Genomic DNA, 12,081 nt, shown 5'->3' on the forward strand with positions numbered 1-12,081 from the left:
GGTCTGAAGGGTTGCTTTGGCCGTCACCCGGACCCTGATGACCGGGTCAGGGTTGCAGAAACGGCACCAGCACATCGGACACCGCCCGAGGCTGCTCAATCGGCGCAAAATGGCCTGCGTTTTCAATCACCTCCAGGTGAGCATGCGGCAAGAGCGCGCGCATGTCCTCATGCTGTGCGACCGGGCTCCAGAGGTCGTGCCGGCCCACCACCAGCAGCACCGGGCACGCCACCCGCGATAACGTGGCGCTGGCATCGGGACGATTGACCAGCGCCTTGATCTGGCGCGCGTGCAGGGCAGGGGTCATGCGCAGCACCATGGCACGCAAGGCTTCCATCAGCGGCGCATTGGCGTGATTTTCGGCAAAAACCATCGGCGGCAACCAACGGTCGCACAGGGCCTGCATTCCGTGATCATAGGCCAAGCGCACAACCTCGTCGCGCTTGGCGGTCTCGCCGGTTTTCAGCGGGTGGATGCCGGTGTCCAGCAGGGCCATGCGTTCGATCCGCGCCGGGGCGATGCGGGCCATCTCCATCGCGACGCGGGCACCCATGGAATGCCCGGCCACCCGCAAGGGGCCGGGATAGCGCGCCAACAGGTCTTCGGCCATTTGCGTAAGGCTGTCTTGGGTCGAGAGATCGGCGACCTCGGCGGGCAGTCGTTGCAAGACCGGCCCCCAAACGGTGCGATCACACAGCAGGCCGGGGATCAAAAGTACGGTCATGGGCATCAATTGATCATCGTGTTGGGCAGGATCAGCGAGATCTGCGGAAAGGCCACAAGAATCAGCAACGTCACCAACATGGCGAACCAAAAGGGGATTACCCCGCGAAAGATCGTGCTGAGGTCAACATTCGGCGCCACCGATTTCACGATGAACACATTGACCCCGACCGGCGGCGAAATCAGGCCCATTTCCAGGGTCAGCACCACCAACACGCCGAACCAGATCGGATCAAGGCCCAGTTGCACGATGATCGGAAAGAAGATCGGCATGGTCAGGACCAGCATCGCGAACCCCTCGAGGAAGCATCCCAGCACAAGGTAACAGGCCAGGATCACGCCCAGAATTGCCAGCGGGTGCAGATGGAGGCCCATCAGGAACGCGCCCAAGGCTTGCGGAATGTGGCTGAGCGCCAGAAACGGATTGATCATATGCGCGGCGATCAGAATCAGCATCACCGTTGCCGTGGTCGTGACCGAGCTTTTCGCCGCGGCCCAAAAGGCGCGCAGGGTCAGCACGCGGGTCAGCAGACCGATGGCGATGATCAGGCCAGCGCCGACCGCCGAGGCCTCGACCGGTGAGAAAATGCCGGTGTAAATGCCGCCGATCGTTGCAACGATCACGCCCAGGATCGGCAAGGCCCCCAGCATGGCGCGGGCCTTTTGCGGCAGGGTTGTGCGCGGACCGGCGGGGCCCATGGCCGGGTTGATCCAGCACAGCAGCGTGACGGTGCCGACGAACATCAGCAGCAGCAGCAATCCGGGCAGAACCCCGGCCAGAAACAGCCGCCCGATGCTTTGCTGGGTCAGGATTGCGTAGATCACAAACCCGGTCGAGGGCGGAATCAAGATTCCCAGCGTGCCGCCCGCCGCCACCGCCCCCGTCGCCAGTTTGGGGTCGTAGTCAAACCGCTCCATCTCGGCCAGGGACACTTTGCCCATGGTCAGCGCCGAGGCCACCGACGAGCCCGACAGCGCCGCGAAACCACCACAGCCGATGACCGTCGCCGAGGCCAGACCACCGCGCACCGAACCAATGATCGCATAGGCCGCATCATAAAGCCTGCGGCTCATCCCGGTTTCGGTGGCGACGTTGCCCATCAGGATGAACAGCGGCACGACCACCAACTCTGCGCTGCTGCCCAGCGTGAAACTTTCGGTCGCTAGATAGCTCATCGCGGCCGGAAATCCATTCAATGCCGCGATCCCGCCAAAGCCCACCGCGAACATCGCGAAGGCAACCGGGATGCGCAGGGCCAACAACACAAACAGCACGCCGATGCCCCAAAGGCCGATGGCAAAACCGCTCATGAAAGAAATTCCTTTGGCGCCCTGGCCGCCCAATATCAGGGAAATTGCGCGCAAAATCATGCCAAAGGCCGTAATCGCACAGGTGACGACAACAAACATCTTGAACCACGAAAACGGCAGGTTGATGATGTTTGTGGACTGGTTCAACATATCCGACATTTTGGCGCTGAACCACATGTTATAGGAAATTCCCGCAAAGAGGATCGCACCGATCAGCGCCGATGCGATATCACCCAAGGCATTCAACCAACGGGGGAATGCCTTTTCGAAGATATCCACCGCGATGTGCCCTCCGGTACGGTCGCACAACGCCATGCCGCCAAAGACCAGGACCAACATCGACATTTGCGTGATGTCTTGCGCACCGCGCAGGGGAACGCCGAAATAACGCCCGATCACGTCGATCAAGATGATGACAACCTCGGCGATCAAACCGAGGGTGCCAATCATGGCGGCCAGATGGGTCAATCTGGCCGCAACCTTGTCAAGCAGTGCAAGCACTTACATGCCGCCGCGCATCGTGGAGAGCACTTCGGCACCGCCCTCGATGCCACTTACGACAGCGTCACGAACCGGAAGGGTCAGCGCAGCAAAAGCCGCCGCCTCGTCGTCGGTCAGCGTGTAGACGGTGTTATCGCCCGTCGCCGAAATCTGCTCGATGACCTGAAGAGCGCGGGCGTTCCAGCCAGCTTCGGCCGACGCCGAAAGCGGACGCCCGGCAATCGCGGACAGCGCCGCCAGCTCTGCCTCTGGCAAGCCATTGTAGCGATCAGCGTTCATCAGCAGATAGAACGAAATCCGGCCGAGTGGCGCGCCCAGCGTATAGCTGTTCGCCACTTCATCAAGCCGGAAATCGCCGATGGCCGACGAGCCGGTGATCACACCATCAATCAGGCCGGTTTGCAGCGCATTATAGATCTCGCCTGCCGGCATCTGAACCGGGGTCGCGCCCAAGGCCTCGACCGCCGCCGCCGCCGCCGAGCCGGACACGCGGATCTTCAGACCCGCCAGATCGGCGGGCGTTCGGATGTCGTGGTCGCGCATGATGAACACGTTCGGCTCGGACAGCCACATCGCCAGCGGCACCGTGCCGGGGAATTCGGCGTCCAGTAGCCCTGCGTCATAGGCGTTATAGATCATGTCATAGCCGTTCATGCCGTCGGGCAGCGCGCCGGGCAGTTCGGAAATCATCGTGCGCGGGAATTGCGACGATGTGTAGCCCTGAAGCCCCCAGACGATATCGGCCACGCCGGTCAGAACGCGGGCGTATTGCTCCAGCGGGCCCGCGCCAAGCTCACCACCGGGATAGACCTGGATTTCCAAACCCGACCCCGCAACCGCTTCCTGCAGCGGAACGATGGTGGAGGCAGTCAGGGTATGCGCGGGTGGCACCCAATGCGCCAATCGTAGTGTCTCTGCGGTGGCGGGGGCGGTCATCAGTGTGACAGCAGCCGCAGCGGCAGCAAGCCGGAATGTAGAAACGTTCAGCATAATACATCCTCCCAGAATTCGGGCATTTGCCCCATTGTTGTCGATGCGCGTCAAACCGGCGAGCGCACCTGATCGCGCGCGCCGGGAAAGTATCTTAACTGCGTGTGCGCCAGCTATCCGCATAGTTTTCACGCGCCTGCGCAGCATAGGGCGTCGCCGAGACCCGCACGCGGATTTCCGTTTGCTTGTGCGCCTCGGTCGAGGTCTTGCCGGTGGTTTCCGGCTCGCCCCATTTCATCGTCAGCACGTCGCCGACCTGAACATCCCAATCGACAACCCCAAGGCTCAACATGCAGCGTTCATTGAATGAAAAGCCGTTGAACATGGACATTCCCACCATCTTGTCGCCGTTCATCACCATATCCGCCGACGTCGAGGCATAGTTCGGCTGCGGGAAGTCGATCCACTTATAGGGGGTGCCTTTTTCGAAGCCGGACGCAATGACCTTGAGCACGTCATCACGGTTCCATTCAAACGTGACCTTCTTGCGCTTTTCTCGAACGGCCTTCATCTGTTCAAGCGCGGCCTTGCCGACAAAATCATCCTTTTTCCAGCCGATATAGAAATCATAGCCCAGTTCGAACGGGTTGACGTAATAGTCCTCGATATTCTCGGACACGAACGAGCCACCAATGGAACCCGCCGCCTCGTAGCTGTCCGGCCCCAACCACTCGCGGTATTCCTTGAGCATGCCGTCGCCGGTATAGATGCCCGGCAGAGGCGAGGGAATCCAACCCGATTCCAAGGTGTTGGTCGAATAGGCCCGCGCGCCGCACTGCACCAGATTGACGCCGGCATCGCGCGCCGCTTGCAGGATGGTGGTCTGGATATAGTGTTTGTCGGCATAGGGGCCCCAGACCTCGAGGCCGGGCGCGCCGGACATGCCGTGGCGCAGCGCCTGCACCTTGCGGCCGCCGATATTGATCCAATCGACGTGGAAAAACTTGATATCCGGCACCGGGCCGCCGTTCATCTTTTCAAAAATCTTTGGCGCATCCGGGCCCTGGATCTGAAAACGGTAATGCGTGCGCAGAACCCGCTCGCCATCGGGGCGGCTGTTCGAGCGCGGATCATGCGTCACCCGCACCGACCATTTGCCGACGGCGGCGCAGAATTTCAGCCAGTTCGAGGTCGGCGCGCGGCCCACAAGAATATATTTATCCTCGCGCTCGCGGAAAATGATGTGGTCGCCGATGACATGGCCATTGGGCGTTACCGGGACAAAGTGCTTGGCGCGATTCAGGTCGAAATTGGCGAAGGAGTTGATGCCGTGCTGCGACAGGAACGCGGTCGCGTCGGGGCCTTCGACGATCAGTTCGTCCATGTGGTGCGACTGGTCGAACAAGACCGCGCTCTCAGCCCAGGCGCGCTGTTCGTCGCGCCAGTTGTTGAACTCGGGTGCAACCACGGGATAGACATACATTCCGATTTTTGAATTGCGCAACATTGACACGGCATTGCCGTGCTCGGCGATCAACGCCTCAAGGCTCAGTGCAGCCATTTCGCATCCTCCCAGAGCAAACTATGTATACAAGATGGCAAGCCGCAGGATGTTAGGCAACAAGAATTTGCGGGTCGTCGCGGAAATAGCCCCGAAATTGTATGCATGACGGGCGTTAGCGCACGATCAACGCCATGCCTGGCACGGTATCACGCCCCTTTGTGTCAATCTCAAAGGCTTCCTCCAGGTTTGCGCGGGCGATTCGCGCGTGTTCACGAGCGATGCTTTCGGCGCGACTGCCTTCACGCGCCTCGATCGCCTTGACCATGGCGTGATGCTGCGCTTGCGCCATGACCAGCGATTGATGCGAGCCGGCAACATCTGCCTGACCCAGCACAAATGCCGAAGGCGATGCAAAGGGCAGAGAGCGCACGCGGTCGAGCTCTCGCAAGATCACCGGGCTTTCGCAAAGCTCCGCAAGGCGCGTGTGGAAAATGGCGTTCTTCTCGCTATAAGAATCGAAATCAATCGGCGCGCCTCCTGATGCGAAACACGCGTCCAGCTCAATAAGAATATTATTTATTTCCCGCAGCTTACCTTGTTCAGCCCCCTGTTCTGATGCCAACCTTACCGCCGTCCCCTCCAGAACCCCGCGCAGTTCGATGGCATCAACGACGTCGCGAAAGGTGAACGAGCGCACCTGAAACCCGCCGCCACGCGCGCGTTCAAGCAAGCCCTCCTCGGCCAGACGCGACATGGCCTCGCGCACCGGGGTTCGCGAGATTTGCAATTCCTCGGAAATCGCGACCTCAAAGAGGCGCGTGCCACCCGGCAAGCCACCATGAATGATCTTCTGGCGCAACTCATAGGCCGCGCGTTTGGTCAGATTGATGCTTTTGGATTCAGCCATAGCGCCCCCATGTATACACACAATGTATACATGCAGAGGCGCCCTTGCCAAGCGAGTCGCTATTTTGACCGCAGCCGCACCGCCCCATCCAGACGCAGGGTTTCGCCATTGATGTAGCGATTGCGCACGATGAAGGCGACCGTATCCGCGAATTCTGCCGGGTCTCCCCATCTTTCGCGCCGAGGGTATTGATCTGGTGTGGTTTGGCGTTCTTCTGGTGAAATTGCTTGAGATCGGCATGATCACACCGCCCGTCGGGATGAATGTCTTTGTCATTCGGAATGTCGCCAGCCAATATGCGACGGTCGCGCAGATTTTTCGCGGCGTGGTGCCGTTTCTGGCGGCGGATCTGGTCGTGGTGATCCTTGCAATCGCCTTTCCGTCGTTCATCTTGTTTCTTCCGTCGCTGATGTAAGGCGCCGTGTTTCTCGCGCCTCTTGCCGCCGATCAAGAAGTCACGCCTTCGGCACGCCTTTATCTCTTGTCAATCGCTTCAAGGCCGCGATCCGGTAGGGTGCGTTGGGTGCCCCATAGCCAGAATAGCGGCCGTCTCGCTGGACGATTTCAAAGAACATACCAGTGCCGAAAGGGCGGGAGTAGATCTGAAAGAATCGCCCGTGCTCGTCCTCGTCATAGAGGATATTTGCCGCGCGCAATTGCGCCAGGAGACCGTCGTCCAGATCAAAGCGCGTGGCGAGGTCGTCATAGTAATTCGCGCCCATGGGCAGCGCCGCAAACGCATGGGCCGCGAGTTTGTCAACGGTCGCAAAGATGTCGTCGCAGGCAAAGGCCACATGCTGCACCGAGGCCCCGAAACTGTCTGCCAGAAAATTTCCGGCAAATGTGCGGTGCGTCTCGGCCCCGTTCAGCGTGACCCGAAACGCACCATCCGCAGTGGCAAGCGCCTGACTGCGCACCAGCCCGTCGGGATCGACGACATCGACCATTGGCATGCGGCGCATCGACAAAAGCGCCTCGTGGAACAGGGACCAACTGAGCATGGCGTCATAGCTCATGGTTTGCGCGATGTGGTCGATACGGGTCAGGCCAGTGCCGCTGGCCGTTGCGCCGGGCAAGGCCTGGAATTCAATGTCCCAGACATCGGTCAAGCCGCTTTTACGGTCAATAAAATGCACAAGGCTTCCGCCCAGACCCCGGATCGCAGGGATCGGCATTTCGCCGACGCCGCGCGCTTGGTTGAAGGGCATGGACCCCAGCGCCGCCGCGCGCGTGGCACAGTCTTTGGCGTCATCCACGCGCAGGCCAATGTCGCAAACCGAGGCTCCGTGCAGCGCATAAGCCGACCCGGCAAAATCGCTTTGCGAGCGGTTGACCAACAGCCGTATGTCTCCTTGCCGCCAAACCGTCAGGGTGCGACTGCGATGACGGGAGTCCGCGCGGAACCCCAGTGTCTGGAACAGGGATTCGAGGGCGGCGGCATCAGCCCCACGCGCCGCGAACTCCAGGAATTCGACACCCTCGACGATCGCGCGCGGCGGGATGTGCGGCACCGTCAGCGCGATTTCAGGCTCGGCCGCGCGCACGTCATCCATCAACGCCACAAGGCTGCGGTAGCCGTCTTGTGCGACAGAGCGGGGGTTACCACCGCGAAACTGGTCGTTGAAGATTTCCAACGACACCGGACCAGAGTAGCCGGTCGCGGCGACGGCCCGCATGAAGCCGGTCACATCCAGATCCCCTTCGCCGGGCATGTTGCGAAAGTGGCGCGACCAATAGAGCAAGTCCATCTCGATGCGCGGGGCATCGGCGAGTTGCACGAAAAAGATCTTGTCACCGGGAATGCGGCGGATCGTGTCGGGATCAATCTTGCGAGCAAGCGTGTGAAAACTGTCGAGGATCAGGCCGACATGCGGATGATCGGCGCGGCGCACCACTTCCCACGCGTCGCGGTGGTCAAAAATGTGCTTGCCCCAGGCCAGCGCCTCGAAGCCCACGCGGATGCCGCGCGGCGCGGCGATTTCGCCCAGCTCCGCGAAATCAGCCGCCATGCGGTCGACCCCACCGAGAGCGGCCGGGTGCACCGATGAGCAGATCAGGATATCCGCGACACCCAATTCGGCCATCAGGTCAAACTTGCGCTCTGCGCGCATGAACGCGCGGTGGCGATAGGGTTCCGGCAACCCTTCGAAGTCGCGAAACGGTTGGAACAGCACAATTTCCAGCCCATGATCGCGCACCATCGCGCCGACGTCGCGCGGACTGCCGTCGAAGGCAATCAGATCCTGCTCAAAGATTTCAACGCCCTTGAATCCGGCCTGCGCAATGGCGGTGATCTTGTCACGCAGGGTTCCGGGCACCGAGACTGTGGCGATGGCGTGCAACATCGGTCAGCCCCCATAGCCGAGTTGGCGCGGCAGGAACAACACGAAGTCGGGTGAGAAGGTGATGATGATCAACGCCACGATCAGGATGAAGATGAACGGCGCCAGATCCTTGATGATCGGCATCAAGGGTTGCTTGGTGATCGAGGCGACGATGAACAACAGCAACCCATAGGGCGGCGTGATCAGGCCCAGCATGGCGTTGACGACCACCACAACCCCGAAATGCACAAGGTCGATGCCAAGCGCATTCGCGGCGGGAATCAGGATCGGCACGACAATCAGCAGCAGCGCCCCGGCCTCCAGCACGCAGCCCAGCACCAGAAACAGCACGTTCACGGCGATCAGAAAGCCCACCGGCCCCAGGTCCATCGCGTTGAGCAGGGCCGCAACGCTGTCGGGCACGTTCTCGCGGGTGATGACATAGTTGAAGGCCAGCGCCCCGGCGATCAGAATCCCGACCGAGGCGGTCGAGCGCGCCGAGCCCAGAAGCGCGCCATAAAAGCTGCGCAGTGTGACAGAGCGATACAGGACCACCGAGATGAACAGCGCATAGGCGGCGGCGACGGCGGCGGCTTCGGTGGGGGTCATGATCCCGCCATAGATGCCGCCCAGCAGGATGACAGGCAGCAGTAGCGCCGGGATTGCCTCGACTGTGGCTTTGGGCAACTCCCGCAAAGGCACGCTGTTGTCGACGGGAAAGTTGCGCCGCCGCGCCATCACGCCGTTGGTGACGCCCATGAGCAAGGCCATCAACAGGCCCGGCAGGATGCCCGCCGCAAACAGGTAGCCGACCGATTGCTCGGACACCAGCGCATAGAGCACCATCGGGATTGACGGCGGAATGATCGGGCCGATCGTGGCCGTGGCAGCGGTGATCGCGGCGGCATAGCTGGCGGTATATTTGCCGTCCTTGGTCATCATGGTGATGATGATCTTGCCCATGCCCACGGCATCCGCGACCGCAGAGCCGGACATGCCCGAAAAGATCAGCGACGACACCACGTTGACATGACCCAGACCACCCCGGAACCGACCCACCAGGGCCTGCGCGAATTTCAGCAGTTTATCCGCCAGCGAGCCGATGTTCATGATATCGGCGGCCAGAATGAACAGCGGCACCGCCAGCAAGGTGTAGCCGTTGAACAGGCCCTGCATCATCGTCTCGGCGGCAATCGAGGCGTCATAGCCCTTGAGCAGCAGGTAGACGAAACTGCCCGCCAGCATCGAGACACCAATCGAATGGCCCATGATCGCCAAGGCGACGATCAACAGCATCGTGACGGTAAAGGGATCAATCATAGTCATGCCCCTCGGGGTGGCGTGGCGTGGCATAGCGCGCGGCACGACCGGTTATTCCGCCCCAGACATCCAGCAGCGACCGAAAGATCACCGCGACGGCGAAGGCCAAATAGATGCCGAACACATAGTTGTAGCGAAGGCGCAGCGCCGGGGTGCGCTCGATGCGCATGAACTGCACATAGTCCCAGCATTTCGGCAGCGTCCAGGCCAGCACTGCGGCGACGAACAGGCCGGTGATCACGTCCAGCGTGCGACGTGCGGTCAGGGGCAGGGCGTTATAGACGATATCCAGCCGGATCACATCGACATCGCGGACCACGAACGCATACCCGAACAGGATGCCCCACAGCCACGCGATCGAGACGACTTCGATGGTCCAGTTTGTCCACGACACCGGCAGCGCCAGCACATAGCGAAAGATGATCTGCAACAGGAATGTCGCGAACATGGTCAGCAACAACAGGGCAATGAGGTTCTCGGCGCGGCGCGAGAGCCAGCCGACGAGCGGCGCGATGCTGGGCATGGCCTTATCCTTTGGGCGGGGGTGGGCGGCACGCCATGTGCCGCCCTCTGGATGCGAAAGATCAGAGCGCGCCGATTGCCTCGACCAGGCCCTCGGGCCAATCCGCGGAATACGGCGAGGCCATGTAGACCTCGGTGACGTGACGCTGGAACGCCGGGATGTCGGGCACATAGATGTCGATGCCCTGCGCTTCGAATTCACCGCGCAATGTCGCTTCCTGATCCAGCGTCACCTGATCCAGCGCCGCTTCGAACTGGTCGGCGCACATCTGCACGCGCGCTTGCTGGTCGGCGGTCATCGAATTCCACTTGGACAGCGAGATGGTGAATTCATTCGCCGCGATCAGGTGGTTGGTCAGCGCCATATGGGTGATCAGCTCGTCGAACCGCATGGAGCGGGTCGCGGGGAAACCGTTGTCCTGCGCATCAATCGCGCCGGTTTGCAGCGCGGTATACACCTCGGTGAACGGGACCGGAACCGGGCTTGCCCCCATCGCCTGACCGACAAACTGCCAGCCCTCGCCGCCGGGCATCCGCAGGCGCACGCCGGCCAGATCCTCGGGCGTCATGTAACGGCGATCGCCGATATAGGACAGGTGGCGCGCGCCGATATAGGGAAAGGCCAGGAATTTGACGCCGGTGGCTTCCTCGACCTGCGCCCAAAGCGCATCCAGCACGTCGCTGTCATAGGTGGCGCGCATATGCTCATAGTCGCGGAACAAAAACGGCAGACCCAGCACCGAGGTCGCCGGCACCTGGTTGTAAAAGTCAAAGATCGCGAGGTTGGCCATATCGAGGTTGCCGCGCTGCATGGCGGTCAATTCGGTGCCCTGCGCGAACAGGGTCGAGCCGTGATAGGCCTGAAAATTGAACTCGTCGCCAAGGCAATCGCCGAATTCCGATTGCAGCAGTTGCGAGCGGATATCCGCATCCGTGACGGTGTCCGAATAGACCAGATCAACCGTCGCAAAGGCGGCGTTCGCGGTCAGGGCAACAGCGGCCACGCCGGCCGCCAGAGTGGTCTTGAGGGTAAAACGCATAGTATCCTCCCATGTGCGTTTGCCGGGCCGCGAAAGGCACCGGATTTCAGGTAAAACTGTCGAATGTCGCCCGCATCCGGTCCGGGTCGGGCGCAAGCCCGGTGAACAGCTCGAACGCGGCGGCGGCTTGAAACACCGCCATGCCCGAGCCATCAATCGTGTGGCAGCCAAGCGCGCGGGCCTGGCGCAGAAACGCTGTCTCCAGCGGGAAATAGACAATATCCACGACCCAGTGCCGGGCCTCGACCAGTGCCATGTCCAGCGGCGTTCCCGGCTGCTTGACCATGCCAACCGGCGTGGCGTTGACGATGCCATCGGCAGCCGCCGCGGCAATCCGCATATCCGTGACCGCCCGCACGCGGCCCAGACCAAGGCGCGCGTCAAGTGTCGCGGCCAACGTCTTGACGGCTTGCGCGTCCTTGTCGTGGATAAAAAGCAGATGCACGCCCGCATCGAGCAGCGCATTGGCGACCGCCCCCCCGGCGCCGCCCGCCCCCAGCAGCAGCGCCGTGGCGTGGGGCCTTGCACCGATCTGGCGCAGAAAGCCCATCGAGAACCCGGAATAATCGGTGTTATGCGCGATACGCCGCCCGTTATGGAAAACGATGGCGTTGGTTGCCCGCACTGCGGCCGCCGAAGCGGCGATCTCATCGACATGCGCCAAAGCGGTGCGCTTGAACGGAAACGTTACATTGACCCCATCAAGCCCACGCGCCTGAGCTTGCGTCAGCAAGGTGTCGATGTCCGGTGCGGTGGTCATCGTGTCGGTGTCGATCAGCTCATAGGCATAGTTGATCCCCTGAGCGCGCCCTTCCTCGATATGCATGCGCGGCGTCCGGGATGCCGCGATTCCCGCACCGATCAACCCGGCACGGACGACACGCAGGGCGTTGGGGCTCGGCAGGTTGTGTGCTGGCGCAGGCATGTTCAGTGATTCCCTCCCAGGATCTGCGGTTCAAAATGTTCTCAGAAGTTAATTGTGTCAACACAAATGTTCCT

11 protein-coding genes and 1 pseudogene are annotated in these 12,081 nt (G+C 61.3%); 1 reads left to right on the forward strand and 11 read right to left on the reverse strand.

All coding sequences use genetic code 11. The features are described 5' to 3' along the window. Positions 1-46: 46 nt before the first annotated feature. From VDQ28_RS02595 to VDQ28_RS02620, 6 genes and pseudogenes are all read right to left on the reverse strand, one after another. Complete coding sequence (locus VDQ28_RS02595) at positions 47-730, reverse strand: alpha/beta hydrolase (protein WP_323034453.1); 684 nt, start codon at positions 728-730, stop codon at positions 47-49. After that, entirely contained in the window at positions 730-2,034 is a 1,305-nt protein-coding gene (locus VDQ28_RS02600) for a TRAP transporter large permease (protein WP_323034503.1), read from the reverse strand. Before VDQ28_RS02600 ends, VDQ28_RS02595 begins: the two co-directional genes overlap by 1 nt. A 45-nt stretch (positions 2,035-2,079) precedes the next feature. Beyond that, positions 2,080-2,484, reverse strand: a pseudogene (locus tag VDQ28_RS02605) (TRAP transporter small permease); the annotation flags it as partial. Between the two features lie 51 nt (positions 2,485-2,535). Beyond that, entirely contained in the window at positions 2,536-3,525 is a 990-nt protein-coding gene (locus VDQ28_RS02610) for a TRAP transporter substrate-binding protein (RefSeq protein WP_323034454.1), read from the reverse strand. 94 nt (positions 3,526-3,619) lie between these two features. Further along, positions 3,620-5,026: a vanillate/3-O-methylgallate O-demethylase gene (ligM, locus tag VDQ28_RS02615; RefSeq protein WP_323034455.1), complete on the reverse strand. Its 1,407-nt coding sequence runs from the start codon at positions 5,024-5,026 to the stop codon at positions 3,620-3,622. A gap of 115 nt (positions 5,027-5,141) precedes the next feature. Beyond that, complete coding sequence (locus VDQ28_RS02620; RefSeq protein ID WP_323034456.1) at positions 5,142-5,876, reverse strand: GntR family transcriptional regulator; 735 nt, start codon at positions 5,874-5,876, stop codon at positions 5,142-5,144. Positions 5,877-6,093: 217 nt separating this feature from the next. On the opposite strand from VDQ28_RS02620, the gene VDQ28_RS02625 reads away from it, so the two are divergent. Then, positions 6,094-6,291 carry a TRAP transporter large permease subunit gene (locus VDQ28_RS02625; protein ID WP_323034504.1) on the forward strand — a complete coding sequence of 66 codons (198 nt, stop codon included), beginning with the start codon at positions 6,094-6,096 and terminating at the stop codon, positions 6,289-6,291. 40 nt (positions 6,292-6,331) lie between these two features. Here the strand turns inward: VDQ28_RS02625 and VDQ28_RS02630 are convergent, their stop codons facing one another. The 5 genes from VDQ28_RS02630 to VDQ28_RS02650 form a co-directional block, all read right to left on the reverse strand. Then, entirely contained in the window at positions 6,332-8,221 is a 1,890-nt protein-coding gene (locus VDQ28_RS02630; RefSeq protein ID WP_323034457.1) for a bifunctional sugar phosphate isomerase/epimerase/4-hydroxyphenylpyruvate dioxygenase family protein, read from the reverse strand. 3 nt (positions 8,222-8,224) lie between these two features. Beyond that, a complete protein-coding gene (locus VDQ28_RS02635; protein ID WP_323034458.1) occupies positions 8,225-9,520 on the reverse strand; it encodes a TRAP transporter large permease in 1,296 nt (431 codons plus the stop codon). Further along, positions 9,513-10,043 (reverse strand): TRAP transporter small permease, encoded by a 531-nt coding sequence (locus VDQ28_RS02640; RefSeq protein WP_323034459.1) that lies wholly within the window; start codon positions 10,041-10,043, stop codon positions 9,513-9,515. Before VDQ28_RS02640 ends, VDQ28_RS02635 begins: the two co-directional genes overlap by 8 nt. Before the next feature lie 61 nt (positions 10,044-10,104). Further along, positions 10,105-11,082 (reverse strand): TRAP transporter substrate-binding protein DctP, encoded by a 978-nt coding sequence (gene dctP / locus VDQ28_RS02645; RefSeq protein ID WP_323034460.1) that lies wholly within the window; start codon positions 11,080-11,082, stop codon positions 10,105-10,107. Positions 11,083-11,128: 46 nt separating this feature from the next. Continuing rightward, entirely contained in the window at positions 11,129-12,007 is an 879-nt protein-coding gene (locus tag VDQ28_RS02650) for a shikimate dehydrogenase (protein ID WP_323034461.1), read from the reverse strand. Between the last annotated feature and the right edge of the window lie 74 nt (positions 12,008-12,081).

The organism is Pararhodobacter sp. (assembly GCF_034676545.1).
Taxonomy (GTDB): Bacteria; Pseudomonadota; Alphaproteobacteria; order Rhodobacterales; family Rhodobacteraceae; genus Pararhodobacter.

Coding starts and splice junctions, on each gene's coding strand:
- VDQ28_RS02595 (WP_323034453.1), bottom strand. CDS start 730: ATGCCCATGACCGTACTTTTGATCCCCGGCCTGCTGTGTGATCGCACC.
- VDQ28_RS02600 (WP_323034503.1), bottom strand. CDS start 2,034: ATGAGCGGTTTTGCCATCGGCCTTTGGGGCATCGGCGTGCTGTTTGTG.
- VDQ28_RS02610 (WP_323034454.1), bottom strand. CDS start 3,525: ATGCTGAACGTTTCTACATTCCGGCTTGCTGCCGCTGCGGCTGCTGTC.
- ligM (WP_323034455.1), bottom strand. CDS start 5,026: ATGGCTGCACTGAGCCTTGAGGCGTTGATCGCCGAGCACGGCAATGCC.
- VDQ28_RS02620 (WP_323034456.1), bottom strand. CDS start 5,876: ATGGCTGAATCCAAAAGCATCAATCTGACCAAACGCGCGGCCTATGAG.
- VDQ28_RS02630 (WP_323034457.1), bottom strand. CDS start 8,221: ATGTTGCACGCCATCGCCACAGTCTCGGTGCCCGGAACCCTGCGTGAC.
- VDQ28_RS02635 (WP_323034458.1), bottom strand. CDS start 9,520: ATGATTGATCCCTTTACCGTCACGATGCTGTTGATCGTCGCCTTGGCG.
- VDQ28_RS02640 (WP_323034459.1), bottom strand. CDS start 10,043: ATGCCCAGCATCGCGCCGCTCGTCGGCTGGCTCTCGCGCCGCGCCGAG.
- dctP (WP_323034460.1), bottom strand. CDS start 11,082: ATGCGTTTTACCCTCAAGACCACTCTGGCGGCCGGCGTGGCCGCTGTT.
- VDQ28_RS02650 (WP_323034461.1), bottom strand. CDS start 12,007: ATGCCTGCGCCAGCACACAACCTGCCGAGCCCCAACGCCCTGCGTGTC.